This window comes from Aurantibacillus circumpalustris, from assembly GCF_029625215.1.
In the GTDB taxonomy this organism is placed as follows: Bacteria; Bacteroidota; Bacteroidia; order B-17B0; family Aurantibacillaceae; genus Aurantibacillus; species Aurantibacillus circumpalustris.
In genome coordinates this window covers 380,321-399,102 of the sequence record NZ_CP121197.1, presented here as the reverse complement: position 1 = coordinate 399,102, position 18,782 = coordinate 380,321, and the positions used below count along the sequence as shown (strand labels likewise).

The 18,782-nt window shown below is 38.0% G+C and carries 12 protein-coding genes; 8 read left to right on the top strand and 4 right to left on the bottom strand.

The genetic code is table 11. The features are described 5' to 3' along the window. Window positions 1-167 precede the first annotated feature (167 nt). The 4 genes from P2086_RS01605 (at window position 168) to P2086_RS01590 (ending at window position 5,196) form a co-directional block, all read left to right on the top strand. Entirely contained in the window at window positions 168-530 is a 363-nt protein-coding gene (locus tag P2086_RS01605; protein WP_317898678.1) for a nuclear transport factor 2 family protein, read from the top strand. 275 nt (window positions 531-805) lie between these two features. Next, the gene (locus P2086_RS01600; RefSeq protein ID WP_317898677.1) at window positions 806-2,980 is read left to right on the top strand and encodes a S9 family peptidase; all 2,175 of its coding nucleotides are present in this window, start codon (window positions 806-808) and stop codon (window positions 2,978-2,980) included. 6 nt (window positions 2,981-2,986) lie between these two features. Beyond that, window positions 2,987-3,685 carry an SIR2 family NAD-dependent protein deacylase gene (locus tag P2086_RS01595; protein ID WP_317898676.1) on the top strand — a complete coding sequence of 233 codons (699 nt, stop codon included), beginning with the start codon at window positions 2,987-2,989 and terminating at the stop codon, window positions 3,683-3,685. 434 nt (window positions 3,686-4,119) lie between these two features. Beyond that, on the top strand, window positions 4,120-5,196 hold the full coding sequence (locus tag P2086_RS01590; protein ID WP_317898675.1) for a chorismate mutase: 1,077 nt from the start codon (window positions 4,120-4,122) through the stop codon (window positions 5,194-5,196). Between the two features lie 311 nt (window positions 5,197-5,507). On the opposite strand, the gene P2086_RS01585 is transcribed toward P2086_RS01590, so the two are convergent. The 4 genes from P2086_RS01585 to P2086_RS01570 form a co-directional block, all read right to left on the bottom strand. Then, window positions 5,508-8,405, bottom strand: coding sequence for a T9SS type A sorting domain-containing protein (locus P2086_RS01585; protein WP_317898674.1), 2,898 nt, complete (start codon window positions 8,403-8,405; stop codon window positions 5,508-5,510). Between the two features lie 58 nt (window positions 8,406-8,463). Beyond that, complete coding sequence (locus P2086_RS01580) at window positions 8,464-11,400, bottom strand: T9SS type A sorting domain-containing protein (protein WP_317898673.1); 2,937 nt, start codon at window positions 11,398-11,400, stop codon at window positions 8,464-8,466. An 83-nt stretch (window positions 11,401-11,483) separates the two neighbouring features. Continuing rightward, a complete protein-coding gene (locus P2086_RS01575; RefSeq protein ID WP_317898672.1) occupies window positions 11,484-14,420 on the bottom strand; it encodes a T9SS type A sorting domain-containing protein in 2,937 nt (978 codons plus the stop codon). A gap of 168 nt (window positions 14,421-14,588) precedes the next feature. Continuing rightward, on the bottom strand, window positions 14,589-15,116 hold the full coding sequence (locus P2086_RS01570) for an RNA methyltransferase (protein WP_317898671.1): 528 nt from the start codon (window positions 15,114-15,116) through the stop codon (window positions 14,589-14,591). A gap of 62 nt (window positions 15,117-15,178) precedes the next feature. Between P2086_RS01570 and P2086_RS01565 the strand changes: the two genes are divergently transcribed. The 4 genes from P2086_RS01565 to P2086_RS01550 are packed head-to-tail and all read left to right on the top strand — an operon-like array spanning window position 15,179 to window position 18,774. Then, on the top strand, window positions 15,179-16,141 hold the full coding sequence (locus P2086_RS01565) for an MlaD family protein (protein WP_317898670.1): 963 nt from the start codon (window positions 15,179-15,181) through the stop codon (window positions 16,139-16,141). A gap of 24 nt (window positions 16,142-16,165) precedes the next feature. Then, the gene (locus P2086_RS01560; protein ID WP_317898669.1) at window positions 16,166-17,473 is read left to right on the top strand and encodes a 4Fe-4S dicluster domain-containing protein; all 1,308 of its coding nucleotides are present in this window, start codon (window positions 16,166-16,168) and stop codon (window positions 17,471-17,473) included. Between the two features lie 41 nt (window positions 17,474-17,514). Continuing rightward, complete coding sequence (locus tag P2086_RS01555) at window positions 17,515-17,925, top strand: GxxExxY protein (RefSeq protein ID WP_317898668.1); 411 nt, start codon at window positions 17,515-17,517, stop codon at window positions 17,923-17,925. A gap of 60 nt (window positions 17,926-17,985) precedes the next feature. Beyond that, window positions 17,986-18,774, top strand: a complete 789-nt coding sequence (locus tag P2086_RS01550) for a (Fe-S)-binding protein (RefSeq protein WP_317898667.1) — start codon at window positions 17,986-17,988, stop codon at window positions 18,772-18,774. Window positions 18,775-18,782 lie beyond the last annotated feature (8 nt).

Below are 18,782 nucleotides of genomic sequence, written 5' to 3'. Positions count from 1 at the left end.
ATTTAACCACAGAGAGCACAGAGAGTAACACAAAGAAATATTAACACATTGTCCTTTGTGGTCTTCGTGATTCACTTTGTGGCCTTTGTGGTTAATCGAAGAATGGTTTTGGATGAAACACACCAGTAAATTTCCAAGTATATTTGTAATATAATTATTAGTAGAAAATGGCTTCAGAACAAAATAAACAAATTGCTCTAAAATGGTTTGAGGCATTTAACGCACATAACCTTGAAAAATTACTAGCGCTGTATGATGAAGACGCGGAACACTTTTCTCCAAAATTAAAAATAAGACAACCTGAAACAAATGGCTTGATAAAAGGAAAAGCGGCCTTAAGAAATTGGTGGAAAGATTCTTTTGATAGGCTTCCAACATTAAGATACACTGTAAAAAAGCTTACCGCAGATGATGAACAAGTGTTTATGGAGTATATTCGTCATGTACAAGGCGAAGAAGATTTAAAAGTTGGCGAAGTGTTAGAAATTAAAAAAGGAGTCATCGTTTTTTCACGCGTTTATCATGCTTAATCATCGAGTTTCAACACAGAGGGTCTGAGACACTGGGACGCAAAGCACTTTAATGTTGTTAGATCTGACTTTATTTTTCTGTATATATAATATTCCAGACCTGCGCGCTAAGTTCTCTCAGTGGTTCTGTGTCTCAGAGAATCTCTATGTTTAAGAAGTGTTGGATAAACTTCCCCCAAACGGGGGATTTACAGAGCCTGTCTTCTATTATCAGCTATAAATCATTAATTTCACAAGCAAAAATAATCTAGTACGTGCATTAAAATAAAATTATTATGAAAAGAATCGCATTTTTATTTCTTCTTATTTCTTCGTTAGCATTTTCGCAACAAAAAATAACACTTGAAGATATTTGGTCCAAGGGTACATTTTCATCAAAATCTGCTCAAGGTTTTAATGTATTGAATGATGGCTTGCATTATGCGGACATTGAGGTTAATCAAGTTGACCATACAGAAAGTATTTTTAAGTTCGATTTAAAATCACAAAAAAAAGTTGCTCAGTTGGTTTATGGTATTGATCTGAAATTCGAGAATCGCTTTTTAGATATTAAATCTTACGAGTTCAGTCCAAACGAAGATAAATTACTTTTAAATGAAAACATGGAGCATGTGTATCGTCGCTCACCAAAAGCAAATTATTTTGTATTCGATATTGCGTCCAAAAAAATTACACAATTAAGTGAAAAAGGAAAACAACTATTTCCAACGTTTTCACCCGATGGAAAGAAGATCGCCTATGTTATTGAAAATAATTTATACATAAAAAATCTTGAGACAGGTACAGAAACAGCAGTTACAACAGATGGAGAAAAAAATAAAATAAAAAACGGTTGGGGTGATTGGGTGTATGAAGAGGAGTTTTCAAAAGCAGATTATTTTGATTGGAGTCCGAACAGTCAGTATTTAGCTTATGTGCGCTTTGATGAAAGCCGTGTAAAAGAATTCACCATGGATTATTACAAAGGTGAACTTTACCCTGAGCGTAACACATTTAAATATCCAAAAGCAGGAGAAGACAATTCGCTAGTTTCTGTGCATATTTTTGATCTGCTTGGTAAAACAAAAGTAACGGCTGATATTGGAAGTGAAACAGATATTTATATTCCGCGTATTGAATTTACGAATGATCCAAAAGCACTTTGCATTCAACGTATGAATCGTTTGCAAAATAAGTTAGAATTTTTATTTACGGATGTAAAAAGCGGAAAAAGCAATGTTATTTATACCGACGAAAGCAAAACCTATGTGGATGTTACTGATGATTTAAGGTTTGTTGGAAATACGGGTTTTATCGTTTCAAGTGAAAGAGATGAATACAATCATTTATATTATTATGATTTAAATGGAAAGCTGATAAATCAGGTAACAAACGGAAACTGGGATGTTATGGAATTTAAGGGTTTTAATGAAGCGACAAAAACACTGTATTTTCTTTCTACAGAAAACGGCGCTATCAATCGCGACATGTATAGTGTAAGTTTAGACGGGAAAACTAAGAAACGTTTATCGCCTAAAACTGGACAAACAAATTTTGAGTTCGCTAAGGGTTATAAATATTATGTTTCAACTTATAGCAATGCAAACACACCCCCTGTTTACGAATTGTACAGCATTGATGGAAAACTGGTGAAGGTTCTAGAAAGCAATGCTGATCTGCTTTCTAAAATGGGAGGCTATAATTTAACTAAGAAAACATTTTTTAGATTTAAGCATCCTGAAGGACTGGAGTTAAATGGCTGGATGATGAAACCAACCAATTTTGATTCGACAAAAAAATATCCAGTTTACATGTATGCATACGGCGGCCCTGGTGGCACCGAATGTAACAACGGTTGGGATTGGAATGATTATTTCTGGCATAATTTACTTACGCAAGAAGGGTATATTGTAGTGTGTGTTGACAATCGCGGTACGCAAGGACGTGGGAGGCAATTTAAACACAGTACTTATTTGCAATTGGGAAAATTAGAAACCATTGATCAAATAGAGGTTGCAAAATATTTGGGTGAACTTTCTTATGTTGACAAATCTCGTATTGGTTTTCAAGGTTGGAGTTATGGTGGGTACATGGCTTCGTTAATGATTTCAAAAGGCGCAGATGTAATTAAAGCGGCTATTGCAGTAGCACCTGTAACCAATTGGAAGTACTACGACAATATCTACACTGAACGTTTCTTGCGTCAACCAAAGGATAATAAAAGTGGCTATGAAGATAATTCACCGACAAATTTTGTAAAAAACATTAAGGGTAAATTTTTATTAATCCATGGAAGTGGGGATGATAATGTGCATATGCAAAATAGTATGGAACTAGCTGCGGCGATGGTAAAAAGCAATATTCCGTTCGATTTCATGATTTATCCAAATAAAAGCCACGGTATTAGTGGAGGATACACCCGTTTGCATATTTACTCAAAAATGCTGAAGTTCGTAAAAGAAAACCTTTAGCGGATAATGCCAAAAAGAAAGAAGTTAGTTGTATTTACTGGGGCGGGGATCAGTGCAGAAAGTGGAATTAAGACGTTCAGGGATTCGGGAGGATTGTGGGAAGAGTACCGTATAGAAGACGTTGCCACGTTTGATGCTTGGGAGAAAAATCAAGAGTTGGTTCTTAATTTTTACAATGAGCGCCGCAAACAACTACTAAATGCGCAACCAAATGGAGCACATCTTTTAATCGCAGACTTACAAAAAAAATTCGACGTTCAGGTTATTACTCAAAATGTAGATAATCTTCATGAACGCGCAGGAAGTGAGAACGTTTTACATTTGCACGGTGAGTTAATGAAAGCGCGTAGCACCGTAGATGAAAATTTAATATACGATCTTAAAACAACGGATATTAAAGCAGGTGATTTATGTGAAAAAGGTTCGCAATTGCGGCCGCACATTGTATGGTTCGGTGAACTTGTACCTTCTATGGATACGGCGAATCTTATAGCCCAACAATCAGATCTGTTTGTGGTGATTGGAACCTCTTTAAATGTTTATCCAGCTGCCGGGGTTATTAATTTTGTTTCTCCTTATGTACCAACGTGGCTTTTAGATCCGGGAGACTTTAATCTCGATTATATCAGAGAATTAAAACACATAAAAAAAACGGCTGTTAATGGCTCTGATGATTTAAGGAGAGAGTTGATGAAACACCTTTAAATAAATGTAAAATGTTTAAGGTAAGAGGGAAAATGGAAATGTTAGGAATTAAATTTTAGCACCAATTCGTGACTTATTGTCTGCCACCACCTTTAGCCACTAATTGCTCGAAGTCATCACAACAAAGACAACGGTTAATGAATTAAATTTTAGTGTTAATTTGTGTATCCGATAGCTATCGGATTCGTGGCTTACTTCCTACCAGGACACTTTTTACAACGATCGCCTTTTTTGAAATTTTTGCAGCAATCTTTTTTCTTTTTGCAACATTCAGTGTAAACGCTTAGAGGACAATTATTCTGAAAGAATAAAATAACCGGTTTCTTTTCTGTCTCTAAAATCATGCTTCAAAATTAATTAATCCATATTATTTTTTTAATACCCTAAAAGAGGTAATTTTCAAGTCTCAAACTTAAATGGTTTGATTACTTATTATGCAGTTTGAACCCCTAAATACCTGGTTACCGGAAGTGGCTAGCCCTTTAATAATAGCAGGACCTTGTGGTGCCGAGAGTTTTGACCAATTAATGCGCACTGCAAAGGAGTTAAAAGAGACAAACAAGATTTCTTTGTTCAGAGCAGGAGTTTGGAAACCGCGAACACGTCCAAATGCCTTTGAAGGCAGAGGAGAAGAGGCCTTAAAATGGTTGGTTGAGGTAAAAAAAGAATTTGGGTTTAAAATAACGGTTGAAGTGGCGAATGCGCATCACACTGAATTAGCGCTCAAATATGGCATAGATGTGTTGTGGATTGGCGCGCGCACTACCGTAAACCCATTTAGTGTTCAGGAAATTGCAGATGTTTTAATGGGAACAAATACGCCAGTGATGGTGAAAAACCCCATTCACGCGGACCTGCAATTGTGGCTGGGAGCCATTGAACGTGTTTATAATAGTGGCATTACAAAAATTGCCGCGATTCACCGAGGTTTTCACTTTTATGGGAAAACGAAATACAGAAACAAACCACTGTGGCAAGTGCCTATTGAGTTGCGCACACTATTTCCGGGCTTGCCAATTATTTGTGATCCAAGCCATATTAGTGGGAATCATGAATTGATTTCTTCTGTGGCTCAAAAGGCTTTAGATTTAGGAATGAATGGTTTGATGATTGAGTCGCATTATGATCCCTCAATTGCATTGAGTGACGCTGAACAACAGCTCACACCAAAAAAATTGGATGAATTAATTTCAAATCTTGTTTTGCGTAAACAAAGTTCTGACGATCCCGAAACAACAGATAAGTTGTTAGAGTTGCGCAAAATAATTGATGAGATTGATGATGAGTTAATGAATGTTCTGAAAAAAAGAATACAGATTATAGAAGAGATTGGCGCTTATAAAAAGGAACATGATATTACTATTTTTCAATTAGAACGTTGGCAAGAGATTTTGAGAACGCGCGGTCAATGGGCTGATAAAATGGGTATTTCGAGACAACACATCGAAAAAATTTGTCAGTTGTTACATGAAGAAAGTATTCGCATACAAAATGGCTTGATGAATTCTTAAAGGCAAAAACCACTGAGACGCAGAGGGCACTGAGAGGCACTAAGTATTAAGTAGGCAGTTGGCAGTATGCAGTTTTAAGTAGGTTGTTAGCAGTTAACTACTTTGCGTTCTTTGCGTCTTCCGATAAACCGGAACAGGTACCGCGAAATCATGAAACCACTAATGCACTTAGAACATGAAGAAACACTAAGGCTTAAGTGGGCAGTTGGAAGTATGCAGTTTTAAGTAGGTTGTTAGCCGTTAATTACTTTGCGTTCTTAGCGTCTCTGCGTGAGATCAGAAATCTTCTAGAACAACAAGAGTACTATGCCTTAATCGTTCTTAATTAATTTCACTATCTTGATTTCGTTGTTTAGAAATATTTTTAAAATGTAAACGCCATTTGAGTAAGCACTTAAATCCAGTTGATAATTTTCTTTTTGAAAATGGTCTTCTAAAATTATTCTTCCGAGCTCGTCTGAAACTACAATGGATAAAATGTTTCCGCTCTCTATTAAGAATTTACCGCTTGAAGGGTTTGGGTAAATATTAAAATTCTCATCAACATTTCTATTAGGAATGCTAACAATATTACAATTTGATACACTAACGGTTATTGCCTGTGTGCTTGAACAATTGGCAAGCGCACTGGTCCCGATAATTGAGTAAGTATTCGTAACATTTGGAGAAACTGTTATCGCTTGCGAAGAAAAACCGTTGCTCCAACTGTAGGTACTGGCTCCATTTGCTATCAGTGTTGTGGTTTGTCCTGCACACAAAAGGGTGTTTCCGAGAATACTTAAAACAGGATAAGGTTCAACAGTAACTACAACAGTTTTTGAGTTGTAACAATTTGTAAGAATATCTTTTCCTTCAACACTGTAAGAACTTGTAACGGAAGGATTAATAGTAATAAATGGACTTAAAGAAGAGTTACTCCACGTATAACTATTTGCGCCGTTTGCAAGAAGTGTTGTTGATTGTCCTTCGCAGATAAGCGTGTTCCCGGATACACTAATTAACGGTAGACTATTTATTGTAAACGTACCAGCTGTTTTAGCTATACAAGTTCCTATAGAAATTGCGTAAGTAAAAGTGTTTTGACCAATAGGAGCTGAAGCTCCATTGAGTATCCCGTTTGGCGTTATTGCTGCGTTGTTGCTGTATATTCCACCAATCGGATTTGCTGAAATTGTGTAAACGCTATTGGAGCTATTACATAAATTTGGAATGGCGTTGATAGTTGGTGTAATCGGATTAGCGATAGTTATTGATAATGTTTTTGTTAGTGGGCAATTTGCTATTGTGGGTGTCACAACTACGGTGTAGGTTAAAGTAGTTACGCTTCCTGGATTTGTGCTCGGGGAAATAATGGCATTTGGATAATTCCCACTGAATAAAAATGTGGATGGTTGCCAAGAGTAACTATATTGGCCGGAGTTAGGAAGAGTGGAAAATGTAACGCTTGCTTGAATGCTGTTGCCAGTGCATAATGTGGGAGAGTTGGAAGGAGCAAGCGTATAATCAAACGAGATAAATGGCACTGTAAAACTTGTCGAGTATTTACACAGCCCGTCGAAGGAGATCACGCTATATGTCGAACCAGCGGATAAATTTGCGGCTGTAAACGAATTTAGTGATACGGAACTTGCAGTTGATGAATAAGGAGGAGTGGTGCCGATCGAAAAAACAGAAAATGAATTTGAACCTTGTGGTGCTCCTGATGCTGGCGCCATTGAAATCACAGCTGTTCCGTTAGTTGCGCCTTGACAGATAGTTGGAGTCGACGCTAAACTGAGATTTCCGGAGGGTACTTGAACCAACGTTAACTTCAGTGAATCGTGACAATTTTGATTTGAAATGTAAGCGAGTCTGTAGACGGAGTTGTTGATGGGCGAATAAACCGTGTAACTCGATGCCGTTCCACCAAGGCTAGCAGTAATAGGACTTAGGTTATTATACCATTGGTAATTAGTTCCACCAGGATAAGATAGATAGGCTTCACTTCCACAAAAAGGCTTTAAAAGTTGAATAACTCCAGGGGGAATAGTACCAACAGTAGTAGTGGCCGTGGCCGTTCCGCAACTTAAACTTTGAGCGCCCGCGGCAGTTATGTTAACAGTGTATACCCCTGCTGCGAGGCTTGAAAGAGTTGGTGAGTTGGCAACGATAGAATTAGTGCTATTAGTCCAGGTATAGGTGTACCCGGTTCCACTCCCGCCCGCTGCAACGGTTGCACTGCCACTGGTTCCAACTGTGCAGCTTGGATTCGACCCAATTCCAAGTATAGAAACTGAAGTATTCGCAAGTGCAAAAGTGCTGGTGAAAGAGCAAAATGGGGAAGCAGGATAGACGGTAAGTGTATAGATGTTTCCCACAACCGCGTTGGTAAATGATGTGCTATAAAGGGTAGCCTGTGAAGCGCTTATTGGATATAAAGCTGGCGCGGTCCATAAATACTGCGCATAGCCTACTGGCGCTTGAATGCTAGCTAAAGATGAACCCGCACAAAAGTTATTCGTAATGGGCAAATTACTTGGTGCATAAGAACAATTACAATTGCTGGTTTTTGCATCAAAGAAAACAGTACCGTAATGGTCGCTGGCGGTGCAGTCATAATTTGTAATTTCTAGCGTTACATTTGATCCGATATAGCTTTGTAAATAAATACTCTGTATTTGCCAGTTCGTCCAAGAAGTATTTCCGGAAAGAGTATAGGTTGGAATAGACGCACAGCCTGCTCCAGCAAGTGTGTAGGAAGGGCACGTAATCGGATTGCCAGCTTGATCATATAACAGAACTTTAAATCCCGCTTGTTCGCAGCAACTATGAGTACCACTTAGCCAAATACCGGCATACGCAAATTGAATATATGCGTTGAGGGAAGTTACGGAAAAGGTCTGTGCTAATCTGGTAACAGAACTGTTTGCAGAATAATAACTATTTAACTGAGCAACAACTGTACCGCCGAGTGGTGAATTTGGAAGAGTGCCAATGTTTGGAAGGAAAGATTGTGGTGTGGCAATAATCGAAAACTCAGGACTCCCGAGTGACCAAGTTGCCGTGGAATTACAGCTTGTTGCAGTACGACTACTAATTGTCCACCCATTAACAGCACTTGCAGAAGTGTAGGTGCCAACTGGTGTCGCTTCAAAATCAATGTTAATTTGCGCGCGCGAAGTAAATACGAAAAGCAAAACAGAAAAAAATATGTAGTAGAGTTTTTTCATTTTTAAACCACTAAGGCTCCCGATAGCCATCGGGAAAGAACACTGAGGTGCACTAAGTTTAATCATTCTTAATTAATTTCACTGTTTTTATTTCGTTGTTTTGAAATACTTTTAAAATGTAAACACCATTTGAGTAACTACTTAAATCCAAATCATAATTTTCTTTTTGAAAATGTTCTTCTAAAATTATTTTTCCAAGTTCGTCTGTAACCACGATGGATAATATATTTTGAGCTTCAATAAAAAATTTACTATTGGATGGGTTTGGATAAATACGAAAGGTCTCACCAGCATTTCTATCAAGTACGCCGGTGGTATTACAATTGACAACATGAACGGTGATAGCTTGTGTGCTTGAGCAAGAGGCGAGAGCACTTGTGCCTTTTAAGGTATAAGTAGTGGTAGCATTTGGTGCAACGTTTATAGTTTGGGTTGGAGATCCATTACTCCATGTATAAGTAATTGCACCCAGTGCAGAAAGTTTAGTCGTTTTTCCCAGACAAATAATAGTATCTCCCCAAACAACAATTGAAGGGTACGGTATTGTGTTAACCGTTATGGTTTTAGTATTATAACAATTTGTCTGCGAATCCGTTCCTTCAACCGTGTAACTTGCGGAAACAAATTGTGTCACACTAATCGAAGGGCTTTGAGATCCAATATTCCAAGTGTACGTGGTAGCGCCATTTGCAATAAGCATTGCAGATTGACCTTTACAAATAATAATGTTTCCAGTTATGCTTATAGATGGAAGAGGGTTTATTGTATAATTTCCAGATGATTTAGCAACACAAGGCCCAATAGAAGTAGCATAGGTGAAATTATTTGTACCAAGCGCAGAAAGAGAAGGCGTTATAATACCGTTGTTAGTTCCAATGGAGGAACCTGCTCCATTTATAAAAGTTCCGCCGGGAGGATTTGTGCTAATACTATATTGATTGGCATTCTTACAGAGTTGCGGAATAAGATTTATTACGGGTGGAGGTGGATCAGCAATTGTTATCCCTATGGTTTTTGTTAATGGGCAGTTTAATGCGGTAGGTGTTACAATTACGGTATAGATGATAGTGCTCAAGGATCCCGGCGTTGCACTTGGCGTTAGAAATGCACTTTGAAAGTTAGAATAACCATTAAATATAAATGGAGAAGGAACCCATGAATAAGTGAATAAACTGTTCGAAAAGGAATAAGGAAGACTAACGTTAGCAATAATATAATTTCCGCTTGTTTGACAAAGTGTTGGTGAAGGGGAAGGAGTAATAGTATAATTAAACGGAGTTACTGTGAAACTGGATTTATATGTACAAAAACCGTCAAAGGCATTTACACTATAAGTAGATCCAGCTATTAAACTCGATGTAATAATAAAATTTGAAGAAGTTGGTCCAACGGAAACTGAATAGTTAGAGCTGGCTCCGATTGAAAAAACCGAAAAAGAGTTTGACACGGAGTAGTAGGCAAAGGCTGAAGGTGTTAATGAGATAACGGCACTGTTAGTGGAACTATTCGGACAAATAATCTTATTCAAGCTAATTGCCAGTGAACCCGAAGGAGTAGCGGTTAAAATATTAAGAATAGAATCTCTGCATCCATTCGGTGAATCGTAGCTTACTACATAGCTTGGTTGACCGACTGGTGCATTAATCGTATAGCTTGGAGCTGTTCCTCCCAAACTTGATGTGATCGGTGCAGTGTTGAAGTACCATTGGTAGTTAGTTCCGCCTGGATAGGATAAAACGCACTCGTTGCCACAATGTGGTTTTAGCACCGTATTAAGGGTTAAGGTAGATGTTGGAATATTAACCGTGCCGCTGGCGTTACCACAACCAAAGACATTCACCGTATAAATACCAGGCGCAAGATTATTTGCAACCGAGCTGGTGCTTACTACCGAATTCGTGGAGTTTATCCAACTGTAACTTGTTGCAGTATTTGCAATAACGGTTGCAGAACCACTTGCACCTCCTGGGCAACTTGGCTTGCTTTTTATTTGATAAATGTTTGTTGTAGTTGAGATAATTGAAAACGACACAGAATAACTGCAAATGTTAACGTAATTAACAAATGGGTTGGCAAAAAGAGCGATAGTGTATGTATAAATACTGTTCAGACCAGTTAGAGCAATTGTGGAAGAATGGAAAGGTAAAAGTCCGGCAAATGAATAGGAAGTTGAACTTCCGCTGAAATGCCAGTCGTAACTGTAATACCCTGAAGGACCAGTGAGAGTTGCAGTTGGCATACCGGTACACCAACTCACTAATGGTGGCGTGTAAGGAAAGTCTGCATCGATAAATACTGTTCCAAAGTGATCGCCATTGATACAGTCAGCACAAACAATTTCAATAGTAATGGTTGTATTTAAATAAGGACTAAGATCTATATTTTTTATTTGCCAGTTGCTCCAAAAAACGACGCCTGAATTTTGCGTATTAGTAATTGTGAAAGTCGTACCAGTTGTTTGCCCACCCGATAAAGGGGTAAAACTAGTGGTTTTGCAAGGTATAACGGCGTTGGTAGAATCTCTTATAAGTATTTCAAAAAAAGGAGGGTTACACCAACCTTCAAAACCTAGAGGATCTTGCCAAGCGCCAGCGTAGGCAATTTGCAGCATTGAATTAGAACTCGTAACAAAATAAGTTCTCGTTAATTTTGTCGCATACCCATTAGCTGTCGAGTTATTTAATCGGGCTACATGTAAACCACCCAAAGGGGAATGAGGAATATTGCCAATAACTGGAAATGCTGCAATTGGCGTAGAAACGATTGAAAACTCTTGACTACTCGGTAGCCATGGAGAAAGAATACTACAATCTGTGACATTGAGCTGACTTGTATTTGTACGGGTGTGACTACTCACCGTCCACCCACTCACCGCATTGGCCGTGGTATAAGCACCGGCAGGGGTTAATTCAAAATCAATGTTGTTTGTTTGGGACTTGAGATTACAAAATAAAAACAAAGCAAAAAAGAAGAAAATATGGAGCTTGTTTTTCATGGGTAGTTTGTTCTATAAAACTACAGCATGCTTTATGTTAAACCTATTTCTTTACTCATTGAAAGCTTGAGTTCGCTAAGTAATTAATCTTTCTTTATCAATTTGGTAATAGTTGTTTCTCCATTACTAATCTTTTTCAAAATGTAGATACCATTTGCAAATTCACTCAAATCAATTTCGTTTTTCCCATCATCGTAATTTTTTTCAAAAATAATTTTTCCACTTAAGTCTGTCACTACAATTTGACACGAAGCTAAAGACTCAACTACAAATTTTCCGTTAGACGGATTTGGATAGATGCTTATGTTAACGCTTGAAAATAACTCATTAAGTACTGTAAGTGTGCATGCCTTAACTTGAATCTGCATGCTTTGAGTGGAGGTACAGTTTGCTAGTGCTGTTGTTCCAGTAACACTGTAATTGGTCGTGATGGTTGGAGTAACAAAGATGCTTTGATTCGTTGATCCGTTGTTCCAATTGTAAGTATTTGCGCCATTAGCGGTGAGGGTTGCGGTTGCTCCAAGACAAATACTGCTAGTTCCAGAGATTGTGATGGTTGGTTGCGGTATAATAAGAACCGTTATGGTTTTTGAGCCTGAACAATTATCCAAAATGTTTGTTCCTGTCACGATGTATTGAACGCTAGCTGGAGGGCTAACAGTAATGAATGGATTTGTGGATGAATTGCTCCAAACATAAGTATCTGCGCCATTTGCCAAGAGGGTGGTTGGTTCTCCCTGACATAAAACACTATTTCCAGAAATCGCAATTACAGGATTGTTGTTTACCAGAAATGTACCAGTAGTATGTGCATGACAGGTTCCTATATCATTAGAATAAGTGAAAGTAGTAACTCCGAGATTTGAATTAGAAGGTGAAATAACACCGGCATTTGAAATGACATTCGTGTTGCTCAAGCTTGTAAAAGTACCACCCTGAGGATTTGTAGAAATGGTATAATCAGAGGAGTTTTTACAAAGGATTGGAATTAAATTAATAGTTGGAGTTAAAAGATTAGCAACAGTTACCGCAGTCGTTTTAGTTATTGAACAGTTATGAATGGGTTCTACCACTGCAACGGAATAAATAATGGTACTGACATTACCTGGCGCCACAGTTGGTGTTATCAATGAACTCGCCGTTTGTGTATTTGATAAAAAGCTGGTTGGAGTCCAGGAAAAACTATATTGTCCTGAAGAAGGAGGCGTTGTTAAATTGGTTGTAATTAAACCTGAACTACCGTTGCAGATGGTTGAGGACGATGGACTCAGATTAAAATTGAAGGAATACGTAGAAATAGAAAAGGTATCAGAGTATTTACAATTACCATCAAATGCGTTCACACTGTAAGTTCCGCTTGAAAGTCCGTTTGCAGTGAAAGAAAGCAGTGAAGTTGGTGCAAGTGATGCGGAATAGTTGGGAGTTATACCAAGTGAGGTAATAGAATAAGAGTTAATCGAGGTTGCAAAACCACCAGCTGGACTGATAGTAATTGTGGCGCTACCATTCGTTGCACCTACGCAAATATCCGAATTCTGAGAAACGCTCATGACCCCTGGTGATGAAGAAATTAAGGTATATTCTATGGAATCTTTACAACCCTGAACCGAAGTAAAAGTAGTTCGATAAATAGAACCATTGTTCGGGCTAGTAACAGTATAACTTGCTTGTGTCCCACCCAAAGAGGAAGTGATGGGTGTTAAATTATTGTACCATTGATATCCCGTGCCAGCAGGAGGATTAAGGTATGCGTCTGTGCAAAAAGGTTTAAATAAATTTGTAACCCCTTGCGGCGAGGTATTCACGGTCACGGTTCCGACCGCTTGTCCGCAGGTACTACTTTGTGACCCAGCAGCCTTCACTAAAACAGAATACACGCCAATCGATAAATTAGAAACGACATTTGAATTACTGGTTAAAGTGCTAGTTGAATTATACCAGGTATAATTATATCCAGTGCCACTTCCGTTTGCTACAACGGAGGCAGATCCTGAGCTTCCCAGAGAACAACTTGGTGACGCGCCAATAGCGGCAACGCTTATAGATGCATATCCAATGGCATAAGTTGCAGTATAGATGCAGCCGGAAGGAGCAAGCATGTTCACAGTATAAACAGAACCAGCGACAGGGTTGGAAACAGTTAACACGCTCGAAGTCCCTTGTGGCGGGGGAATACTACCTGTGCCTGGCGCATACCATTGATAATTCGAATAGCCTAATGGTGCAGTTATTTGAGCCTGATTGGAACCTTGACAAAAACCAACAGGTGTAGGAAACGGAGTAACATTGCTAAGACCACTGCCAACAATAAGTTGAGATGGACTGGCGCAGCGCGCATCAAAGTAGGCGCGCCCTACATGCGATGCTAAAGCGCACGAGTTTGCAATGACTTCAACAGTAACGCAACTACCAATAAAAGGTGAAAGATCTACGGTTCGTACAACCCAGTTCGCCCAGTTTGTAGGTATGTTGCCGATGGTTGTCAGTGTAGTAGATCCTGAAGCAGAGGGACATGTTCCGCCATTTGGATTAAGTGTATAAGAGAAACAAGGCAAAACAGTTCCAAAGCAATCTTTTACGATTACCTGAAAGTTTGCACCAGTACAACACGTTTCAGTTGGACTGTAATCCCAAGATCCCGCATAAGCGTACTGAAAAATAGAACTAGTGTAATTTACAGCAAAGTTTTGCGCTATTTTGGTTACCACATAATTTGGGCTTGCGTTATTAAGAGCTACAATTTTAGATCCGCCTAGCGGAGAATTAAGTAAATTACCAATATAAGGAAGGTTTAAAATCGGTGTGGCAAGAACAGAAAAGGTACCGCTACCGGGTTGCCAATTCACATAGTTGCAAGAACCATTGCCTGTAATACTGCTTACAGTCCAACCATTCACTGCGTTTGAATTCGTGTAAGAGCCTACTGGGCTCGCTTCGAAATCAATATTAGTGATTTGAGATTTAATGTTATTGATTACGAATAGAAGAAGGTAGAAAAAAATATGCAACCTGTTTTTCATGGGTTATTTTTAGGTTAAAGTTACACTATGCATAGCAGGATAACTATTTCTTTACTCATTGAAAGGGATGGTTTACTAAGTAATTAATCGATATTAATAGTAATTAAAGAATTGTTAACCGGATGTGCGATTCTACCATAAGGATTGGTAGAGGAAAAATATTTGCGCTTACAATTTCCCCCGCAATAACTCCCATAACACAATGCCAATACTCACGGAAATATTAAAGGAGTGTTTGCTTCCTATTTGTGGTATTTCAATAACACCTTTACATGCATCTATAACGGTTTGCTCTACACCGTAAACTTCATTACCAAACACCAAGGCAATTTTTTCATCGTTATAAACAAAAGAATTTAAAGCAATGCTATTTTTTGCTTGTTCAACGGCATAAGGAGTGTACGCTTTTTCTTTTAAATAAATAATTGCTTCAAGTGTGGTTTTAAAATGCACCCATTTTACGGTAGAAGTTGCCCCGAGTGCCGTTTTTTCTATTTCTTTGTTAGGAGGTGTTCCGGTTACGCCACACAGAAGTATCTCCTCAATTAAAAAGGCATCGGCGGTTCTAAAAGCAGAACCAACATTGTTAAGGCTTCGCACGTTGTCGAGTACTATTATAACGGACTGTTTCTTTGCGCTTTTAAACGCTTCCACACTTAGCCGGTTCAGCTCTTCATTTTTCAATTTCTCACTCATTATTGCGCTTTTTAACTCAATAAAAATACTTATATTTAGGCGTTAAATCGTAAAACTTTTTTGTGAAGGTATCTAAGGAATTCAAAATAGGTATTGTGGTTGTTTTTGCAATAGCCGCATTTGTTTGGGGGCTCAGTTTTTTAAAAGGCAGTAATCTTTTCTTTGAGAAATCCTTTTTATACGCGGTATATCCTAAAATCGAAAATCTTAATCCTTCAAGTCCTCTACAAATAAATGGGTATCAAATTGGGCAAATAAAAACGATTTCCTTAATTCAAAAAGACGGACAAAATCTCGTATTGGTTAAATTTCTCATCACCGAAGAAATTGACATCCCTAGAAAATCTGTCGCTAAAGTAGTCAGTACTAATTTGCTAGGAGGCATGGCAGTTGAACTCGTTTTTAGCAAAGAAAAAGAATTTTTAAAAAACGGCGACACCTTAGTTTCCGAAACAGAACAAAGTTTCAAAGAAGCGTTTAATAGACAATTAGCGCCTCTTCAAGCAAAGTTTGAGAATCTTATCAGCAGCGTAGATACTGTTATGGGCGTTGTGAATCAGGTATTAAATATTAAAACCAGAGAAAATATTAATCAATCATTTGAAAGTGTGCGAAAAGCAATTTTTAGTTTGGAACAAACCGCTTATAAACTAGATGATTTAATGGCCACCGAAAAACCAAAAATCTCTTCAGTGCTTACGAATCTTAGCGGCATAACCACCAACCTAAATAAGAACGAACAAAAAATCACCAACATCCTCACCAATTTCAGCAACCTTTCCGATACGCTTGCAAAATCTCAATTAAAGAGTGCTGTTGCTAATGCTGATAATACGCTAAAGGAATTAAATAATTTGTTGACTAAAATTAATCAAGGTCAAGGAACTATTGGGAAACTTGCGAAAGATGATTCACTTTATAATAATTTAAATAAATCTGCGGCAGATTTGGACAACCTTCTTAAAGATTTGAAAGAAAATCCGAAAAGATATGTTCACTTTTCACTCTTTGGTAGAAAAAAATAATACTAATTTAAAATTTAAAATAATATGATCAGTTCTATTATTTTCACTATAATTTTTATCGGCTCTGCTTCTTTTTTTTACGTGAACGCTGTAAAAATTCGTCGTAATATTTTTATCGGAAAAAATTTTCCAATTACAGATAACAAGGGCGAACGTCTTAAGACAATGGTTCTTGTTGCACTGGGGCAAAGCAAAATGCTAACACGACCTATCAGTGCTGTGATGCACATTCTTGTTTACGTTGGTTTTGTTTTAATCAACATTGAAGTACTAGAGATGTTTGTTGACGGTTTAACCAACTCTCACCGTGCTTTTGCTTTCTTAGGAGGTTTTTATAATTTCTTAATCGCTTTTTTTGAAATTCTTGCCTTAGGTGTGTTTATTGGTGTAGTTGTTTTTTGGTTACGTAGAAACGTAATGAAAGTAAAGCGTTTTTGGAATTCGGAATTAAAAGGATTTCCGAGTCTAGATGCCAACGCTATTTTAATTACTGAAATGATTTTAATGACAGCGTTAATGCTAATGAATGCTGCTGATCAAAATTTGCAGTTGCGCGGCAACGAGCATTATCACCAGGCGGGAAGTTTTCCTATAAGTGGTTTTTTTGCGCCGATGTTAAGTGGCATGTCTGATGGGTCCTTAATTCTTATTGAGCGCGTTTGCTGGTGGTTACACATTATAGGCATTTTCGCCTTCTTGAATTATTTGCCCTACTCAAAACACCTTCATATTCTTTTGGCATTTCCGAATACGTATTTTTCTAATCTAAAACCAAAGGGACAGTTCAATACATTAGACGCTGTTACAGATGTGGTAGCTCCTAATTTCGATCCGGCTTATGTTGCAAAAACAGATCCTAACAATCCTGTACGTTTTGGTGTAAAGGATGTTCAGGATCTTGGTTGGAAAAATTTAATGGACGCTTATTCTTGCACAGAATGCGGTAGATGCACGTCTGCTTGTCCTCAAAACATGACTGGCAAGAAATTGTCTCCACGAAAAATCATGATGGACACACGCGACCGAATGGAAGAGGTGGGGCGTAACATGGATAAAAACCAAGGGGTGTTTGTCGATGATGGGAAATCTTTATTAGGAGATTATACAACAGCCGAAGAAGTTTGGGCCTGTAATACTTGTAATGCGTGTGTTCAGGAATGTCCTATAAACATTGATCCTTTGGCAATTATTATTGAAATGAGAAGATATTTAGTGATGGAAGAAAGTCAAAGTCCTTCTGAATTAAATGGAATGTTTACAAACATAGAAAACAATGGTGCTCCTTGGCAGTTTGCTCAGGCCGATCGCGCTAATTGGGTTACTGAGTCTTAAACCACTAAGACACTCAGCGCACTAAAGAACACTAAGAGAATATGATTACTCAGAAATATATTAATGAGATTTCATATCAAATTGTTGGTGGAGCTATTGAAGTGCACAAACAATTAGGGCCGGGATTGTTAGAGTCTGTTTATCATTCTTGCCTAGTCGACGAATTAAATGAAATTGGTTTAAAAGTGCAATCGCAAATTCATGTGCCAGTGCATTATAAAGGAAAAAATTTAGGAGGAATGTTAAAATTAGATTTATTAATAAATAGTTTAATTGTCGTTGAATTAAAGGCCGTCGAGGCTAGGATACCACTTTATAAGGCACAACTATTATCCTATTTAAAACTTTCGCAAATGCCAAAAGGATTGCTAATAAATTTTCATTATGAAAATATTACAAAACAATTAGTTCCTTTAGTGACAGAGGAATTTTCTAAATTACCTAAAGATTAATTAATAACTTAGTGTCACTGAGTGCCCTTAGTGCCTTAGTGGTTAAATTTTGAAAGAAGTATGAGTAAAATAGAGGTAAAGACAATGTCCGATATGATCGCCGCAGGCGAGACCCCTGAAATTTTGTTTTGGGTAGGTTGCAGTGGTAGCTTTGATGATCGTGCAAAAAAAATCACAAAAGCAATTGTGAAAATTCTGAATCATGTGAATATTAAATTCGCCATACTTGGTGCAGAAGAGGGTTGTACGGGCGATCCAGCTAAGCGTGCTGGAAATGAATTTTTATTCCAAATGCAAGCCATGCAAAATATTTCAGTTTTAAATGGCTATGAAATTAAAAAAATAGTTACCGGTTGTCCGCATTGTTTTAATACGATTAAAAACGAATACCCTGCTTTAGGCGGGAATTACGAAGTAGTGCATCACACGCAGCTTGTGCAAGAACTCATTGATACCGGCAAATTAAAAGTGCAAGGCGGGGAGTTTAAAGGAAAGAAAATTGTGTTTCACGACCCCTGTTATTTAGGAAGAGCAAACGATGTGTATGAAGCACCGCGCGAGGTTATTCAGAAGTTGGATGTAGAGTTAATGGAAATGAAACGTAGCAGAGCAAAAGGTTTATGCTGCGGTGCTGGCGGCGCGCAAATGTTTAAGGAAGCAGAAAAGGGTACAAAGGAAGTTAATAACGAACGCGCAGAAGAAGCACTTGCTCTTAATCCTGATGTTATAGCCGTTGGTTGTCCATTTTGTAATACAATGATGACAGACGGTGTAAAGCACTTTAATAAAGAAGATAAAACCAAAGTTTTGGACGTTGCCGAGTTAATTGCGAATGCCAATGATCTATAAGAACTAAG

Excerpts from the sequence above, each read along its gene's own strand:
- P2086_RS01550 (WP_317898667.1), top strand. The coding sequence starts at position 17,986 with ATGAGTAAAATAGAGGTAAAGACAATGTCCGATATGATCGCCGCAGGC.
- P2086_RS01595 (WP_317898676.1), top strand. The coding sequence starts at position 2,987 with ATGCCAAAAAGAAAGAAGTTAGTTGTATTTACTGGGGCGGGGATCAGT.
- P2086_RS01580 (WP_317898673.1), bottom strand. The coding sequence starts at position 11,400 with ATGAAAAACAAGCTCCATATTTTCTTCTTTTTTGCTTTGTTTTTATTT.
- P2086_RS01555 (WP_317898668.1), top strand. The coding sequence starts at position 17,515 with ATGATTACTCAGAAATATATTAATGAGATTTCATATCAAATTGTTGGT.
- P2086_RS01575 (WP_317898672.1), bottom strand. The coding sequence starts at position 14,420 with ATGAAAAACAGGTTGCATATTTTTTTCTACCTTCTTCTATTCGTAATC.
- P2086_RS01600 (WP_317898677.1), top strand. The coding sequence starts at position 806 with ATGAAAAGAATCGCATTTTTATTTCTTCTTATTTCTTCGTTAGCATTT.
- P2086_RS01605 (WP_317898678.1), top strand. The coding sequence starts at position 168 with ATGGCTTCAGAACAAAATAAACAAATTGCTCTAAAATGGTTTGAGGCA.
- P2086_RS01585 (WP_317898674.1), bottom strand. The coding sequence starts at position 8,405 with ATGAAAAAACTCTACTACATATTTTTTTCTGTTTTGCTTTTCGTATTT.
- P2086_RS01560 (WP_317898669.1), top strand. The coding sequence starts at position 16,166 with ATGATCAGTTCTATTATTTTCACTATAATTTTTATCGGCTCTGCTTCT.
- P2086_RS01590 (WP_317898675.1), top strand. The coding sequence starts at position 4,120 with ATGCAGTTTGAACCCCTAAATACCTGGTTACCGGAAGTGGCTAGCCCT.
- P2086_RS01570 (WP_317898671.1), bottom strand. The coding sequence starts at position 15,116 with ATGAGTGAGAAATTGAAAAATGAAGAGCTGAACCGGCTAAGTGTGGAA.